Source organism: Candidatus Stoquefichus sp. SB1 (assembly GCF_001244545.1).
Taxonomy (GTDB): Bacteria; Bacillota_I; Bacilli_A; order Erysipelotrichales; family Coprobacillaceae; genus Stoquefichus.
Genome location: NZ_LN852694.1, coordinates 849,207 through 865,167 on the forward strand (window position 1 = coordinate 849,207; position 15,961 = coordinate 865,167).

The 15,961-nt window shown below is 31.8% G+C and carries 17 protein-coding genes and 1 other RNA gene; 15 read left to right on the plus strand and 3 right to left on the minus strand.

The genetic code is table 11. The annotated features are described in order from the left end of the window. Position 1: 1 nt before the first annotated feature. From der to BN1865_RS07890, 6 genes are all read left to right on the plus strand, one after another. Entirely contained in the window at positions 2 to 1,309 is a 1,308-nt protein-coding gene (der, locus tag BN1865_RS07865) for a ribosome biogenesis GTPase Der (RefSeq protein ID WP_050636694.1), read from the plus strand. A 2-nt stretch (positions 1,310 to 1,311) separates the two neighbouring features. Then, positions 1,312 to 2,322 carry an NAD(P)H-dependent glycerol-3-phosphate dehydrogenase gene (locus BN1865_RS07870; RefSeq protein ID WP_050636695.1) on the plus strand — a complete coding sequence of 337 codons (1,011 nt, stop codon included), beginning with the start codon at positions 1,312 to 1,314 and terminating at the stop codon, positions 2,320 to 2,322. 23 nt (positions 2,323 to 2,345) lie between these two features. Beyond that, positions 2,346 to 2,597: a stage VI sporulation protein F gene (locus BN1865_RS07875; RefSeq protein WP_232780353.1), complete on the plus strand. Its 252-nt coding sequence runs from the start codon at positions 2,346 to 2,348 to the stop codon at positions 2,595 to 2,597. Between the two features lie 242 nt (positions 2,598 to 2,839). Then, the gene (gene abc-f / locus BN1865_RS07880; RefSeq protein WP_050636697.1) at positions 2,840 to 4,339 is read left to right on the plus strand and encodes a ribosomal protection-like ABC-F family protein; all 1,500 of its coding nucleotides are present in this window, start codon (positions 2,840 to 2,842) and stop codon (positions 4,337 to 4,339) included. 56 nt (positions 4,340 to 4,395) lie between these two features. Continuing rightward, the gene (locus BN1865_RS07885) at positions 4,396 to 4,905 is read left to right on the plus strand and encodes a hypothetical protein (protein ID WP_050636698.1); all 510 of its coding nucleotides are present in this window, start codon (positions 4,396 to 4,398) and stop codon (positions 4,903 to 4,905) included. Then, a complete protein-coding gene (locus BN1865_RS07890) occupies positions 4,898 to 5,482 on the plus strand; it encodes a hypothetical protein (protein ID WP_050636699.1) in 585 nt (194 codons plus the stop codon). The genes BN1865_RS07885 and BN1865_RS07890 overlap by 8 nt, the downstream gene beginning before the upstream one ends. A 54-nt stretch (positions 5,483 to 5,536) precedes the next feature. Here the strand turns inward: BN1865_RS07890 and BN1865_RS07895 are convergent, their stop codons facing one another. Then, the gene (locus tag BN1865_RS07895; protein ID WP_050636700.1) at positions 5,537 to 6,001 is read right to left on the minus strand and encodes a VOC family protein; all 465 of its coding nucleotides are present in this window, start codon (positions 5,999 to 6,001) and stop codon (positions 5,537 to 5,539) included. Between the two features lie 149 nt (positions 6,002 to 6,150). On the opposite strand from BN1865_RS07895, the gene spoIVA reads away from it, so the two are divergent. From spoIVA to nth, 6 genes are all read left to right on the plus strand, one after another. Next, positions 6,151 to 7,629, plus strand: coding sequence for a stage IV sporulation protein A (spoIVA, locus tag BN1865_RS07900; RefSeq protein WP_050636701.1), 1,479 nt, complete (start codon positions 6,151 to 6,153; stop codon positions 7,627 to 7,629). Positions 7,630 to 7,698: 69 nt separating this feature from the next. After that, entirely contained in the window at positions 7,699 to 7,971 is a 273-nt protein-coding gene (locus tag BN1865_RS07905) for an HU family DNA-binding protein (RefSeq protein WP_028044678.1), read from the plus strand. Between the two features lie 85 nt (positions 7,972 to 8,056). Further along, entirely contained in the window at positions 8,057 to 8,773 is a 717-nt protein-coding gene (locus BN1865_RS07910) for a zinc metallopeptidase (RefSeq protein WP_050636702.1), read from the plus strand. A 77-nt stretch (positions 8,774 to 8,850) separates the two neighbouring features. Beyond that, complete coding sequence (locus tag BN1865_RS07915) at positions 8,851 to 9,327, plus strand: hypothetical protein (RefSeq protein WP_050636703.1); 477 nt, start codon at positions 8,851 to 8,853, stop codon at positions 9,325 to 9,327. A gap of 3 nt (positions 9,328 to 9,330) precedes the next feature. Beyond that, on the plus strand, positions 9,331 to 9,930 hold the full coding sequence (locus tag BN1865_RS07920; protein WP_050636704.1) for a DnaD domain protein: 600 nt from the start codon (positions 9,331 to 9,333) through the stop codon (positions 9,928 to 9,930). After that, a complete protein-coding gene (gene nth / locus BN1865_RS07925) occupies positions 9,923 to 10,564 on the plus strand; it encodes an endonuclease III (RefSeq protein WP_050636705.1) in 642 nt (213 codons plus the stop codon). Before BN1865_RS07920 ends, nth begins: the two co-directional genes overlap by 8 nt. An 83-nt stretch (positions 10,565 to 10,647) precedes the next feature. Here nth and BN1865_RS07930 read toward each other — a convergent pair whose 3' ends face one another. Then, positions 10,648 to 13,404 (minus strand): transglycosylase domain-containing protein, encoded by a 2,757-nt coding sequence (locus BN1865_RS07930; RefSeq protein ID WP_232780354.1) that lies wholly within the window; start codon positions 13,402 to 13,404, stop codon positions 10,648 to 10,650. Then, positions 13,404 to 13,997, minus strand: coding sequence for a Holliday junction resolvase RecU (gene recU / locus BN1865_RS07935; protein WP_050636707.1), 594 nt, complete (start codon positions 13,995 to 13,997; stop codon positions 13,404 to 13,406). Before recU ends, BN1865_RS07930 begins: the two co-directional genes overlap by 1 nt. A gap of 149 nt (positions 13,998 to 14,146) precedes the next feature. On the opposite strand from recU, the gene BN1865_RS07940 reads away from it, so the two are divergent. The 3 genes from BN1865_RS07940 (at position 14,147) to BN1865_RS07945 (ending at position 15,961) form a co-directional block, all read left to right on the plus strand. Continuing rightward, positions 14,147 to 14,482: a DivIVA domain-containing protein gene (locus tag BN1865_RS07940; protein ID WP_050636708.1), complete on the plus strand. Its 336-nt coding sequence runs from the start codon at positions 14,147 to 14,149 to the stop codon at positions 14,480 to 14,482. 58 nt (positions 14,483 to 14,540) lie between these two features. Continuing rightward, positions 14,541 to 14,856: RNase P RNA component class B (rnpB, locus tag BN1865_RS17980), an RNA gene on the plus strand. Between the two features lie 178 nt (positions 14,857 to 15,034). Then, entirely contained in the window at positions 15,035 to 15,961 is a 927-nt protein-coding gene (locus BN1865_RS07945; RefSeq protein WP_050636709.1) for a helix-turn-helix domain-containing protein, read from the plus strand.

Sequence of the window (15,961 nt, forward strand, 5' to 3'; positions counted from 1 at the left end):
AATGATTAAAGGAGTATTAGCGATTGTTGGACGAGCGAATGTTGGGAAATCAACTATTTTTAATCGTATTGTCGGAGAAAGGGTTTCAATTGTTGAAGATGTACCAGGAGTGACACGTGATCGTATTTATGCCAATGCCTCTTGGCTAACACGTGATTTTCGAATTATTGATACAGGTGGTATTGAAATTGAGGATGCCTCTTTTACTGAACAAATTCGTATGCAGGCAGAAATTGCAATTGAAGAGGCAGATGTTATTTTGTTTGTTGTAAATGGTCGTGAAGGTATTACGAAAGAAGATGTGTTTGTTGCAAGAATGTTACAAAAATCAAGAAAACCAATTGTATTAGCTGTTAATAAAATTGACGATCAGGCTTTTAAAGATAATATATATGATTTTTATAGTTTAGGTGTAGGTGAACCGATTGCAGTTTCAGGAAGTCATGGAATTGGAATTGGTGATATTTTAGATGAAATTATTAAATTAATGCCTGAAACTGAAGATGAACATGATGAAGATGAAATTCGTTTTTCAATTATTGGTAGACCAAATGTAGGAAAATCATCTCTAACAAATGCCTTATTAGGTGAAGAACGTGTTATTGTTTCTGATATTGAAGGAACAACACGTGATGCGATTGATACGGCTTTTGAAAAAGATGGTCAAAAGTATCGTGTTATAGATACTGCTGGTATGCGTAAAAAAGGAAAAATTTATGAAAATATAGAGAAATATTCGATTTTACGTGCTTTATCAGCCGTTGAAAAAAGTGATGTTGTTTTGGTTGTTGTTGATGGGGCTCAAGGGATTATCGAACAAGATAAACATGTTGCAGGAAATGCTCATGAAGCAGGTAAGGCGGTCATTTTGATTGTCAATAAGTGGGATTTGGTTGAAAAAGATGAGAAAACAATGCAAAAGATGGAAAAAGAATTGCGAGAGCAATTTAAGTATTTGGATTATGCACCCATTGTTTTTGTGTCTGCTAAAGAGCATAAACGAATTGGCCAATTGTTTCCGCTCATTCAGGAAGTTTATGAAAATAATCGTAAACGTGTAACAACAAGTGTCCTTAATGATGTTTTAATTGATGCACAAGCGATGAACCCAACCACAACATTTAATGGCGGACGATTAAAAATATATTATGCTAATCAGGTGAGTATTTGTCCACCAACATTTGTTTTATTTACGAATGATCCAATGTATTTGCATTTTAGTTATAAACGTTATCTTGAAAACAGATTACGCGAAGCTTTTGGATTTGAAGGTACACCAATCCATATCATAGCAAGAAAGAGGGATTAAAAATGAGTAAAATAGCAATCTTAGGAACCGGAAGCTGGGCAACAGGCTTGGCACGTGTTCTTAATGATAATGGTCATGCTGTCATGATGTATGGAATTGATCAAAATGAGATAGATGATATTAATATTAGACATTGTAATTATAAATATTTTAAAGAGGTTCAATTAGAAGAAAGTATTGTTGCGACTTTATCTTTACAAGAAGCAATCCAAGACGCTCAATATATTTTAATTACTATTCCAACGCAATTTGTACGAAGTACTTTAGAAAAAGTTAAGCCTTTATTAAAAAATAAAGTCACAGTTGTCAATGCATCAAAAGGTTTTGATATGAATACCAATATGCGTATTTCAGAAACGATTAGAAGTGTTTTCTCAAATCAGGAAATCAATCCAGTTGTTTCATTAATTGGACCTTCCCATGCAGAAGAAGTTGTTGAAAGAATTTTAACAGCTGTTTGTGCTGTATCATTAGATGAAACATTTGCTAAAGATGTTCAGCAATTATTTTCTAATCATTATTTTAGAGTTTATACAACAACTGATGAAATTGGGGCTGAATATGGTGCAGCCTATAAAAATGTTATTGCTGTGGCATCAGGAATTGTGGCTGGATTAGGTTATGGCGATAATACCAGAGCTGCCCTAATTACGCGTGGATTACATGAAATGTCATTATATGGAATGATTAAAGGAGCAAAAAGAGAAACCTATTTTGGATTGACAGGTATTGGTGACTTGGTTGTAACATGCTCATCAGTTCATTCACGTAATTTTCAGGCTGGATTTGAAATTGGACAAAGTAATCGTGCCATCGATTTTATGGCTCATAATACCAAAACATGTGAAGGGGTAAGAACATGTAAAATTATTCATGATGATGTTGTGTCACATGATTATGGAATAGAGACACCAATTGTTGATGCTGTATACAGTGTACTTTATGAAAATGCTTCACCAGAAGAAACTGTAGCATCTTTAATGATGAGAGATTTAAAAGCTGAACAATTATAAAATAATCGCATATATTATTTTAGGTGATCAAATTGGATAAACAAGATAAGTTATTAGACAAAGTCTCAAGTAAGACCCATGTCTCAAAACAGGATATTTTATCACTTGCGAGTGATCTGCAAACAAAAGATTTGAACAATGATGAAAACATTAAAGAATTTGTTTACAAGATTTCAAAGATGACAAATAAGCAAGTGAAACCAGAACAAATGAATAAAATTATTAATGTTATTAAGAATAATCAAATTCCTGCTGATATTGATAAATTTGTTTAGAGTCCATCAGGACTCTTTTTCTTGCATTTTATAAAGACTCATGTATAATATGGATAGAAATGAGGTGGAAGGATGTATACATTTTCTTGCTAAAACAAATGCATAATAAAGAAGAAAACAGCCTTTTTTGTTATGCTTGCAAGAAGATAGACATCCTTTAAACCATTTATACTTTTTTGTATATTCTTTTTAAGCGACAAGTCTATTTTCTTGTCGCTTTTATTATACAAAGGAGGGGTAAGATGGCACTTATACAAATTGAACATTTAAGTTTTTGTTATGAAGGAAGTTATGATTTTATTTTTGAAGATGTATCTTTTCAATTTGATACTAGCTTTAAAACTGCCTTAATAGGGCGTAATGCAAGAGGAAAAACAACGTTTTTAAAATTGTTAATGGGAGAATATGAGTATCAAGGGACAATTCTATTGAATGAGGCTTGTGAGTATTTTCCATATCATGTCAAAGATAAACATATTTACACATTGGATTTATGTTATGAGATAGCACCAGATCATGAACAATGGCAATTTAACAAAGAATTGAGATTACTAGGCATTGATAGTGAAGATGTTTTTTATCGTCCATTTGATACATTATCTCAAGGTGAACAAACAAAGATATTATTGGCATTGCTCTTTTTAAAAAAGCATACTTTTTTATTGATTGATGAACCTACCAATCATTTGGATCAATATTCTCGAGAAATTGTTGCACGTTATTTAAAACGTCAAACAGGATTTCTCTTGGTAAGTCATGATCGTCATTTTATTGATATGTGTTGTGATCATATTATTGCGATTAACCCTACAACAATCGAAGTTATGAATGGGAATTTTTCAACTTGGTATTTTGAAAAACAAAAGCGAGATGAAAACGAGATGTTACAAAATGCACATCTTAAAAAAGATATTGATCGTTTAGAATCATCATGTCGTAAGAGTGCATCATGGTCAGAAAAGGTAGAAAAAACAAAAAATGGACATGGTCATCGTGAAGCTGGTGTCAAACCAGACAAAGGTTATGTTGGTCATATGGCTGCTAAAATGATGAAAAGATCTAAAAATATTGAAAAAAGAAAAAATGAACAGATTGAAAAGAAAAAAACACTTTTTAAAGATATAGAGATATTTGATGATTTGAAAATGTATCCATTCAATTATTTTCAAAAAAATTTGTTATCTTTTTCTCACTTTTCATTAAGCTATGATCAAAAATGTTTGTTTCATGATTTATCTTTTACAATTGAGAATAAAGAGCGAGTTCTTTTAAAAGGACGAAATGGATGTGGGAAATCAAGCGTTCTAGCATTTATCCTTGGACAAGATATCCAATATTCTGGACAGTATATGAAAGGTTCTCAGTTAAAGATAAGCTATGTACCACAAGACTGCTCACAAATTTGTGGTACATATGATGAAATGATTACACAGCAGCAAGTTGATAAAACGTTGGTACTTACTATTTTAAAAAAATTAGGGTTTTCTCGTCTTCATTTTGAAAAAAGATTAGAACAATTGAGCGAGGGTCAAAAAAAGAAAGTGATGTTAGCACTTTCGCTTGCGACTTCAGCCCATTTATATATTTGGGATGAACCTTTAAACTATATCGATATTTTTTCAAGAATGCAAATTGAAAAATTGATTTTAGAATATACACCTACACTTTTATTAGTCGAACATGATCAATTTTTTCAAGAAAAAATTGCGACGAAAGTGATTGATTTTGATGAACTTATTTGACAAAAGAAAATGTAACCTTTACAATAAAGTAAGAAACATTTATGAGGGGATGAAATATGAAAAACTTAGTTGTTACAGATAAAGATATTTCAACACAATTATTCAAAAATTCAGTTATAGTGAACTTAAATAATATCCATTATTCAGCATGTACTGGAGGTTTAGAATGTTTGAAATGTGAAGGTGCCTGCTATTTTCATGATGATATGAGTATTATTTCAAAATGGATGAATGAGTGTCAACTTATTGTTTATATCACTAAAATAAAATATGGCTGTTTTGATATCCCATTTAAAAAGATGCTAGAAAGACTTGTTGTTAATCATGAACCTTATTATTCAATGGTTGATGGTGAAACATGTCATCTGGGTGTGAGTCAATTGCGAAAAAAATTATTAGTTATTGGCTATGGTGATGATGTAAGTGAGGAAGAGAAAAGGATGTTTAAAGATTTATTAGATGAATCAACATTAGGATTTTCTTATTCATCTGTTGATGCTTACTTTTGTGAAGAATATGAATTAGAAGATACCCTTCATACATTTGGAGGTGTTGATCATGGCTAAAATTCTATTGGTTAGTTCTGGCTTAAAGCATGCACAGGAATTTGTTGAACCCTTTTTAAAACGTTTAGAAGTGTATTTATCAGGTCATGATGATTGTGTTATTGATGTGAGAAATGCTGCTAATTTTGATGAGCGTGTTTTCTTTGAGTATGATCAAGTTGTCTTTCTTTTGACAATTGCTTTAGATTCAATTCCTTCATCGACTTTAGAAATATTTGAAAAATTAGAAAATCAATTAAAAAATAATACAGAAGTTTATGCATTAATTGCATGTGATGAATATGAACCTGAAAAATGCAATCTTTCTGAAAAAATTATAAAAAAATGGTGTGAAAAAGAAAATCTTCAATTTAAAGGCTCTTTAAAAATTGGTTCCGTTCTCTTTATTATGAAAAGTGCTTCTAAATTTGTTGTTTCTAATTACATAAAAAGTTTTGCATCAGCTATTTTAAAACATGAAGAAACACATAGTAAGGTAACGATGCTGACTGATAAAATATTTATGAAAACTGCTAATAAGTATTGGAATAAAGAAATACGTAAAAAACATAAAGAAAAAGCTAAAAATGCAAGTTAACTTGCATTTTTTTGTATATTATGAAAAGAGAATAAGTATAGCATATCATATGGTTTAAAATTTGATATTCTTTATATAGTCGACAGGCACTTGCATTTGATTGGCTGTTTCTTCATAAGAAAAACCTTGAGAGAGGAGTCTTTTGGCCACTTTTTTTAAAGTTTCACCAACTTCAATGATATGACCGTCAGGATCATAAAAACGAACAGTACGTTGACCCCAAGTTTGTTCTTTTAAAGGATGGACAAGAGTAACATTGGCTTTATCAAGGGTACATATCAATTCATCAATGTCATCAGTTTCAAAATAAAGTTCACTTGCATAGTTTTCTAAGACAATTTCATCATCACTACGATGAATTAAATCTTTCCATAATTCATATGATTGTAAAACAATCCCAGAAGTTAATGTAACACGACCATGAAAATCAAATATCACTTTTAAACCAAGTATGCGACGATAAAAATTTTTTGAACGACTTATGTCATTAACAACAAGTAATGTATTTTTGTATTTCATCTAATACCTTCTTTCCTCTATTATTTTATCATATTTTTTCTTTTCTTTACATATTTAATACTAAGGACAAACAAAATACGTTTGTCTCTTCACGGATGTTCTATTTGACGAAAAAATTCATATATTGATGTGTAAGAAGGAGGAAGTATATGCAAACAATAGATATACTTAAAGACATAGGAAAAAGATGTGATGGAGATATTTATTTAGGTATTGTTGGACCAGTGAGAGTTGGGAAATCTTCATTTATTAAACGTTTTATGGAAATGGCTGTTATTCCATATATTGATGATCCTGATGCGAAAATTCGTGCAACTGATGAACTGCCTCAATCAGGTGAAGGAAAAATGATTATGACAGTTGAACCTAAATTTGTTCCTAATCAAGCTGCTCGTATTTATGTTGAAGAAAATTTAGGTGTTAATATTCGATTGGTAGATTGTGTGGGTTATGTCATAGATGGGGCCAAAGGATATAAGGATGAACAGGGTATCCGTTATGTGAAGACACCATGGTATTTGGAAGCTATACCATTTGATGAAGCGGCTAAGATTGGAACTCAAAAAGTGATCCAGGATCATTCGACAATTGGAATTGTGATGACATGTGATGGGTCTATTTGTGAAATACCAGCACATGATTATGTAGGAGCAACTGATGAAGTTATTCAAGAGTTAAAAGAAATAGGAAAACCATTTGTTATTGTTGTTAATTCTAAAGATCCAAGAAGTATACAATGTAGTGAATTGGTTGAAGATTTAAAACAAAAACATGATGTACCAGTTATTCCTTTAAAAGTTAATGAAATGAGTGAAGAAGATATTGCTCATTTACTTAAAGAAGCTTTATATGAATTTCCAATTCATGAAGTGAAAATTGAGGTTCCACGCTGGATTGCTTTAATGGATTCATCACACTGGCTTAAACAAACGTTAGATGAGGCTTTAGAACAATCTTTGCAGGAAATTAAGCGTTTTAGAGATGTGGAAAGTATTGCGACGCATATGAGTGAATTTGACTTTATAAAAAAGGCATATCTCTCATCAATTGATACATCTTCTTCATCTGCCACTTTGCGTATTCAGGAAAGAAAAGGGCTTTATAATGAAATATTAAATGAAATCTTAGGACAGGATAAATTTGATTCAGCAATGTTTTTAAAACAAATGCAAGAGCTGATGCAGATGCAAAAAGAATATCAGGCATATCAGAGTGCTATTAAAATGGTTAAACAAACTGGCTATGGATATGCATTGCCGATTATGGATGATATTGAATTGAGTGAACCAGAAGTTATTAAGCAAGGGCCAAGATATGGAATGAAACTTGTTTCAACTGCTTCTACAATTCATATGATTAAAGTTGATATTGAATCAACATTTGAGCCAATTATAGGTTCAAAAGAACAAGCAGAAGCCTTTATTCAATATTTACAAAGTCATGGAGAAAATAACAAAGAAGCTATTTTTGATTGCGATGTTTTTGGTCGAAAATTAGGTGATTTAATTAATGAAGGTATGCGTGTTAAATTGGCTTCAATGAATGAAACCGCTTGTATTCGTGTGCATGATATTTTAAGTAAAATAGTGAATAAAGGAAAGACAAATGTGATTGCAATAGTTTTATAAATTTGTTGTTGCTTTGCTGAAATTGAAATGTTATACTACTACTTAGATTTAGGTAGGAGGCAATTTAAAATGAATAAAAAAGAACTTATTGATATCGTTTCACAAAAGAAAGATTTAACAAAAAAAGATGCTGAAGCGTTAGTAGATACAGTTTTTGATACAATGATTGAAAGTATTTTAGATGGAGATAAAGTCTTGATTTCAGGGTTTGGTACTTTTAAAGTCAATAATCGTAAAGAACGTAAGGGTGTTAGCCCTAAAACAAAAGAAGTTATGATTATTCCAGCAAGCAAGACAGTTTCATTTAAACCTAGCAACAGATTAAAAGATGCGATGAATTAATTCATACATCTTTTTTTATAAATTTGAAAAAAGGTGACATATTCTGTTCATAAATGTTGTATAATATAGTTGCGAGGTGATTTCAATGCCATTTTATTATTACGGTATGTTTTCAAATAGATATTATATGATTGGAACAATTTTGGTTATTATTGCTGCATTATTAGCAATGTGGGCACAGTTTAAAGTGCAATCAACATATTCTCGCTATAAAAAGATTCCCAATTCTCGTGGTATGACGGGAGCCCAATTGGCACGTGAGATTCTTGATAGTGAGGGATTGCATGATATTCAGATTTTTGAAGTCAATGGTCAATTAAGTGATCATTATAATCCTGGAAAGAAAACGATTAATTTATCTAAGGATATTTATCAGGGGACATCAATTGCATCACTTGCAGTTGCTGCACATGAATGTGGACATGCTATTCAATATAAAGAAAAGTATATTCCTATTTCGCTTAGAAATGCAATTTTACCTATTGCTAATATTGGTCAGTATTTAGGATGGATAGCCATCTTCATTGGTTTGATATTTAGTCGTACAAATGTTGCATGGTTTGGTTTCTTTGCAATGTGCGGTATCTTGGCTTTCCAGGTTGTGACACTGCCAGTTGAGTTTAATGCATCAAGTCGTGCACTGGCTATTTTGAAAACACGTTATTTAAATGAAGATGAATATAGTGGAGCACGTAGTATGTTATCAGCCGCTGCAATGACTTATGTTGCTGCAATGATTTCAACACTAATGAGTATGCTTAGAATTTTTCTGATTATTTTAGGAAATTCAAGAGATGATTAAAGACCGTGAGGTCTTTTCATTTTTGTTTTGCAATTTGTTTCTTTTGTTATATAATAAATACACTGGAGGTGCATTCAATGAAGAAACATGTATTTCGAATAAGTGTGGTTATATTAGTTGTGATATTAGCAGTTGTTTCTTTTTATATGCTTTATGTCCACGTACCTTATTATAATTATCATCATCAGTTAAATACAATAAGGAATCAAATATGTGAAGAAAACAATTATGAATATATGGATTACTTTAGCGAATATAGAGGTAAAGATACGTATTATATGCTAAAGGTGAAAATTAATGGTGTTTTATCTTATGTGGCTTATGATCAGGATTTAAAACTGGTAGATACTTATCAGGGTGATGTTGCAAATGAGGAAGATGTCAAAAAAGAAATTGAGAATAAATATAAAACAGATATTTCTCAATTGGACATTGCTTATGAGAATCAAAGGTTTGTTTATTATGGTCGTCAACAAAACGATGATATGTTATTATATGTTTATTATGATTTGGCGAGTGGAGAATTTATGAAAGCAGTTAAGCTTGGAGAGTAGAATATGGATGAATTATTGGATTATCGATGTGTTGATTTTAAAAAGTTATTAATTTTAAAGGCAAAGTCGATTCAATTAACTGATCAGGAATGTTATCTTTTATTGTTAATTATGACATTAAATGAGATTGGAGTAAGACCTATCACACCTTCACAAATTAGTAAATTATGTCAATTGCCTTTATCTAAGATAGATGAAACTTTAATATCTTTGGTAGATAAACATTTTATTTCAAGAAAAAATGGAACACTTGATTTACGTCCATTAGAAAAACGATTGTTAGATCATGAGGAAGTTGAGGATACTCAGGAAATTGATTTGATTCATATTTTTGAGGATGCTTTTGGAAGAAGTTTAAGTCAAAGAGAAGTTCAATTGATTAATTCATTGAAATGTCAGGGACATAGTGATGAAATGATTGTTGATGCATTAAATGAATCAGTGAAATCAGGGGTTATTACTTTTAGATATATTGAAAAAATTCTTGATAATTGGGCTAAATATGGAGTGAAGAGACGTTATGCACCGATGGCACCTAAGGTAGAAAAAAATCAGGTGGAACAAAATATAAAGGATTATAAATGGTGGGAAGAACATGAATAAAGAGAAAATGCAACGTATATTAGATGTTTTTGATGAAATGTATCCTGATGCAAAGTGTGAATTGGTTCATCAAAATGAATTACAATTATTGATTGCTGTTATGCTTTCTGCGCAAACTACAGATGCAAGTGTTAATAAACTGACTCAAAATTTATTTCAAAAATATCAAAGTGTGGAAGATTATGCAAATGCACCTTTAGAACAGTTAGAAAAAGATTTACATACAATAGGTCTTTATCGTAATAAAGCGAAAAATGTCAAAGCGATGGCACAAAAATTAATCAGTGATTTTGATGGTGATGTCCCTTGTGATCATGATGCTTTACAGACATTACCAGGAGTAGGGCGTAAAACAGCCAATGTTGTTATTTCAGAGGGTTTTCAGGTTCCGGCTATTGCAGTTGATACACATGTTGAACGTATCTCAAAAAGGCTAGGAATCGCTCAGAAGAAGGATTCAGTTCTGACGGTAGAAAAGAAACTACAAAAAGCTGTTCCTAAAGAACGTTGGATCAAAACACATCATCAAATGATCTTTTTTGGAAGATATCATTGTAAAGCTATGAATCCTGAATGTCAGAATTGTTCTTTGATTGATATTTGTAAAGAACCTAAAAGAAAGAAATATCTATAAATAAAAATAACTAAGATATAAGAATGATGACCATCATTCTTTTTTTGTATACAAAAAAACCTATCAATGATAGGTTTTAATCATTATGGGTTCGTTGTAGGAACTTGTGTAGCTTCTGCTGTTTTAAATGAATGAGCAGTTAATTGATGGGTAGAACCATCGCTTCTTGTTTCCGTAAACGTTGTTGTATAATTCGTACTTGGGGCTAAACCATCAAAAGATATTGTCCCATTAGCAGTTAATTCACGTGTGACACCATTAAGAACAGCTGTTACTTTGCTGCCTGTAGGAACAACAACTTGATAACTGATTTGTGAAGTTGTTGGTGTTCCAGCTGTATAACTTGCTGGAGTCACAACGCCTTCAACTGTGACTGTTTGAGATATTTTATTGGAAGCACCATTACCACTTTCAAATGCGTAATATCCTGTAACTGTATAAGAACCCGGAGTAGATAATGTATAATTTAACGTTGCTGCATTGGTACTTAATTTTTCACTATGGATGACTTTTCCAGTTGAATCAGCAATTTCTACAACATAGACAACCTTACCATAAATTTGTTTAATATCACCCAAATATGGAAGATTTTGACCACCATAATTTTTCGTTGGAGTTCCATCTTCAGTCATACTCTTTGGATCATATTCCGCAAAGTTAACATTAATTTTGCCATTTTCTAAAGTGGCAGTAAATGCACTTAAACTATTAAGCGCTGCACCACTAGCAGTACCACTAGGGGTGTTTCCTTTTTTAAACCATCCAGAAACAATTCGATTACTTGGAACACCTTCACCTGGTGATACATAAGGATAAATTCCTGAAATACAGCTTGCCTTAACAACACCAGAAGGTTGGCTTGGATAGCTATTCTTTAATTTACCACCATGAACATATTTAGCAATTAAAGCAGAAATTTGGGTATTGATTGTACCACTTGGGAAGTATCCCTTCTTTTGTGCTTCGGAAGTATAACCAACCCAAACACTCCAAGAGTAATCCGGTGAGTAGGCTGCCATCCACAAATCTTTATTTTTCCCTACTAATTTTTTATTAGGAGCATTTTTATCATGGTTAGAAGTTCCGGTTTTTGCTCCAATTTGTAATCCAATATTTAAACGAGAATATGAATTTGTAGTTTTTACATAGTCAGTCATAACTTGACGAATCATAAATGCGGATTCTGCAGATAATGCCTGTTTCTTTTCTTTTTGAGCAGTTTCATCTAAATTAATCACTTCACCAGTTGAAAGAATTTCGATAGAGGCAACAGTGTGTGGTTCAATATATGTTCCACCGTTTGCGATAACTGCATATGCAGCTGCTTGTTCTTCAGGTGAAATACCAGTTGCCCAAGCACCAATTGCATAACCTAAACTTAAATTTTCTTTATACATATCAAAACCAAAGTCTGATAAATAATTTGTCATTTTTTCAGTACCGACTTTGTCGATAACTTCTTTAAATGTTTGAATTGCAGCTAAGTTCCATGAACTTGACAAAGCTTCACTGATAGACACATCACCATGATATTTTCCATCCCAGTTACCTGGTGTCCAGCCACCACTACTGTAAGGAATATCATGAACATAATGAGCAGTTGAATAATTGAGATATTCAAATGCAGATGCATAGGAAATAATAGGTTTTAAAGAAGATCCTGGTTGATTTCTTTGTCCATATCTAAATGAACTATCTTTTTCAGCATTTTCTTTACTTGCAGCATAAGCATATGTTGTTCCCATTGGAGCATAGTCTCTTGCAGAAATGACACCAATGACACGACCAGTCGTTGATTCTTGAACACTAGCACCAGTTTGCATATATTTATCAGGAAACTTAAAGCTTTCACCACTTGCAATATCATCTAATTTTTCTTGTAAATCAGTATTAAGATATGTAGTAATTTTCATTGGTGTTGAATTTGGGTCATAACCTGTTTTTTCATAAACTTCACGTGTAACCATATCAGCATAAGCCTGATAATGTCCACCAGAAGAAATAGGATTTGATTTCAATGTATTTTCCACCGGAATCGCTTTGGTTGCTTCGTATTCATCTTTCGTAATATAGCCATGATCAAACATCAAATATAAAATCGTATCACGACGTTTTTGTGCTAAGGCTAAATTTTTAAATGGGTCAAAACTGTTTGGAGAGTTTAATGTTCCAGCTAACAATGCAGCTTCTGGCAATGTTAAATTCTGAACAGCTTTATCAAAATAATATTTAGAAGCAGCATAAATCCCAATTGCTTTATTTCCATATCCAAAATAAATTTTGTTTAAATAAAGTTCCAATATTTCTTCTTTAGTTGTCTGAGAAGTTGCTTCAATTGCTAAAATAACTTCGCCAGCTTTTCTTTCAATCGTTTGTTCTTCTTTAGGATAATAAGATTTTTTAATAACCTGTTGTGTAATTGTAGAACCACCACTTGTAATTCCACCAGCAGCAATATTTCCTAATAATGCTTTCACAATACGTGGTAAGTCAAATCCATTATGCTCAAAGAAACGTGAATCTTCCGCCGCAACAACAGCATCAATCATAACCTGAGGAATATCATCATAAGAGACATTCTTTCGAACACCATCTTGTCCATAAGAATAATATTCAGATCCATTAGTAGAAACTTGAATTGATGATTCATTGTTCATTAATTTTTCTTTAGAAAAATCCTTTACCTGATCAAAAATTCCTATTCCTAAATAAATCCCCACTGAAGCAACGAGCAAAACAACAACCAAAAGACTAATCTTAATAATCTTTCGATTTCGTTTCTTTTTAGCTAATTCCTCCTGGGGAGTTCGTTTTTTCTTTTTGAGTTTCATCTTTTTCATCATTCGTCCTCCTTAAAATACACCCTATCTACAACTTTTAAATAATCCAGGCGTGGTTGATAACTTTGGGCTATCAAATGTCCCTTTGATTTGATTCTTTCATAAGTCATTGATTTTCTTTGAGAATGATAATAATCGCAAATAACATAACTTGCATCAATTAAGTATACCTCATTTAGACTAGTGAATGCAATAATAACAAATGCAATACCACCATGATCAATAATTTTTTGTAGATGTTCAATTTGATGTTTTGAGATATTCCCAAAGGGAAAAGTCTTTACTTTTGTTTCTTTGGCCTCAAAATCAACATAACGTCCTCGATAAAGACCGTTATAATCGGTTGTAGAAGGTGTTTTGTAATAAGCTTCTACAATCCTTGCTGCTTCTCTACGTGGATAATCAACCTTGACAATTTGTACAGGTGTAGGTTTTTTGTATATAACCGCTTTATCTATTTCAAGATAATATTGATTAGATAATGAGATATCTTCTTCCAAAGACATGCCACGATGTGCCGTATAATGTTTTTGAGAAGTTGATAAACTTTCATGTAATCCTGTCTTTTTTTTCATGTTGGGATAATTGACCATAACCTCATCCTTTCATTCATTGTCTTATATATTATAACATATATTTTTCACATCTTGTCTAAATTGTGTGTATTTTCATCTTTTTTTAAAAATATCTTGCATTTATATGATATTTTTGTGAAAATATGAAAGAAGAAAGGTGGATGTTTATGGCTAATAAAATTCAATTAAGTCCTAAAAAAATATTAAATAAACAATTTCAGATAGATTTTAAAGGTTATAGTGCGACAGAAGTTGATTATTTTCTTGATACAATTGTAGAAGATTATGAAACCTTTGCTAATATGCTTAATGATTCATATGAACAAATTGAGCGTCTTCAAAAAGATAATGAGGCTTTAAAAGCAAAAGTTTCACATTTGGAGAAAGAAAAGTTATTACAACAAGATAATATTCGTTCGATGGAAGAAAATTTGTCATCGAATGTTGATTTGTTAAAAAGAATTTCAAGCTTGGAAAAAGAAGTTTATAAGGATAAAGATTAATTCTTATCCTTTTTTTGATTGCTTTTTTTTAAAATTGTAGTAAAATAAAGCGTGCTCACGAGAACCGATTGCTACGAAAGTAGAGGAAAGTCCGGGCATCCACAATCTGTGATGATTGTAGTGTTTGTACTGCGTCTAAGAAATGCAGGTAGCGTTCGCTAACGACAGACCTAAGGCCTAAACATAATGCATGGCTGATAAGTCATAAAGTGCCACAGAAACAATGTCTCTTTGAAAAAGGAGAGTGAAAAGAGGTAAACTCTGCAAGGATGAAACCCAAATTTTGGTAGGGGAATTTCATGAAGGGAAACAAACTGGATTGAAAATGCTATGCATAGATAAATAATCGGTTGAAAAACAGAACTCGGCTTATCAGAGTGAGCATTATTTTGTCGATGATTCATCGACTTTTTTTCTTTTTTTTGTTAAAAATTCATAACGAGGACATAAATTCATAAAATAATAGTGATAGTGTTGTCAAAAAAGGCAATTTATGTTTTAATATTACTATGATTGGATTTTTATGTTCATTAACATAAAGGAGGTACTTTTGTGGATAATTTAGGTGAATATATACGTCGTCAAAGAGAAGCAAAAAATCTAACGATTGAAGAACTTTCAGCTCAGACGAAGATTTCTGTAGCTATTTTAAGAGATATTGAAAACGGAAAGTTTGACCGTTATAAAGGCGATGAAGCGTATGTGAAAATGTATTTAAAAAAGATTACAAATATTTTAAATATGGATACTGAAATGGTCACTCAGCAGTATGTGGAGTTAACGCGAGAAATTGCTTTAGAAGATGTCAAGGAAAAAGAAGAAAAAGAACAGCACAATGATGAAGTTGTTAAAAAAGGCAGAAAATTTTCTTTTGAAGCACCACAACTTGCTAGAAAGCCATCAGTTTATGAAGATAAATCTCATGTAACGATTATTCGAGGTGCTATTATTTTAATTCTTGTATGCTTGGTTATCGTTGTTATATGGTATGGTTTTTATGCGACGCGCTCACAAACAAAAGATCCTGAATTTGTACCACAAAATCAACCAACTGTTGAAGGTGATGTAAATACTGATGATCAGCAAAATCAAAATAATGATACAAATACAAATAACAATACAACAACAAATGTTGATTTTACACGTAATGGACGATTAGATTTTAATTTTAAATTACCTGAAGGAACTGAAGAGTTTACCTTAAAGATAGAATATAATCGTGCCTGCTGGGCACAAATGAGTGTTAATGGGAAATCATATGATGAATTTGTTTCAAAGGTTTATCATGATTATACTGATGAAAATAAACCAGATACTGTTGAATTAACATTTAAGGTTGCTGATTTTGAAAATTTACGATTACGTAATGGAAATAATGTGGGACATCATTTTTACATCAATAATCAGGAAGTTCCTTTGATTGAGGAAGATAGTGTAACAGGACCTGCTAATTTGAAATTAACTTTAGAGAAGGAATAG

Bases quoted from the DNA above. Each gene is read 5' to 3' on its own strand.
- der (WP_050636694.1), top strand. From the start codon at position 2: ATGATTAAAGGAGTATTAGCGATTGTTGGACGAGCGAATGTTGGGAAA.
- BN1865_RS07870 (WP_050636695.1), top strand. From the start codon at position 1,312: ATGAGTAAAATAGCAATCTTAGGAACCGGAAGCTGGGCAACAGGCTTG.
- abc-f (WP_050636697.1), top strand. From the start codon at position 2,840: ATGGCACTTATACAAATTGAACATTTAAGTTTTTGTTATGAAGGAAGT.
- BN1865_RS07885 (WP_050636698.1), top strand. From the start codon at position 4,396: ATGAAAAACTTAGTTGTTACAGATAAAGATATTTCAACACAATTATTC.
- BN1865_RS07890 (WP_050636699.1), top strand. From the start codon at position 4,898: ATGGCTAAAATTCTATTGGTTAGTTCTGGCTTAAAGCATGCACAGGAA.
- BN1865_RS07895 (WP_050636700.1), bottom strand. From the start codon at position 6,001: ATGAAATACAAAAATACATTACTTGTTGTTAATGACATAAGTCGTTCA.
- spoIVA (WP_050636701.1), top strand. From the start codon at position 6,151: ATGCAAACAATAGATATACTTAAAGACATAGGAAAAAGATGTGATGGA.
- BN1865_RS07905 (WP_028044678.1), top strand. From the start codon at position 7,699: ATGAATAAAAAAGAACTTATTGATATCGTTTCACAAAAGAAAGATTTA.
- BN1865_RS07910 (WP_050636702.1), top strand. From the start codon at position 8,057: ATGCCATTTTATTATTACGGTATGTTTTCAAATAGATATTATATGATT.
- BN1865_RS07915 (WP_050636703.1), top strand. From the start codon at position 8,851: ATGAAGAAACATGTATTTCGAATAAGTGTGGTTATATTAGTTGTGATA.
- BN1865_RS07920 (WP_050636704.1), top strand. From the start codon at position 9,331: ATGGATGAATTATTGGATTATCGATGTGTTGATTTTAAAAAGTTATTA.
- nth (WP_050636705.1), top strand. From the start codon at position 9,923: ATGAATAAAGAGAAAATGCAACGTATATTAGATGTTTTTGATGAAATG.
- BN1865_RS07930 (WP_232780354.1), bottom strand. From the start codon at position 13,404: ATGAAAAAGATGAAACTCAAAAAGAAAAAACGAACTCCCCAGGAGGAA.
- recU (WP_050636707.1), bottom strand. From the start codon at position 13,997: ATGGTCAATTATCCCAACATGAAAAAAAAGACAGGATTACATGAAAGT.
- BN1865_RS07940 (WP_050636708.1), top strand. From the start codon at position 14,147: ATGGCTAATAAAATTCAATTAAGTCCTAAAAAAATATTAAATAAACAA.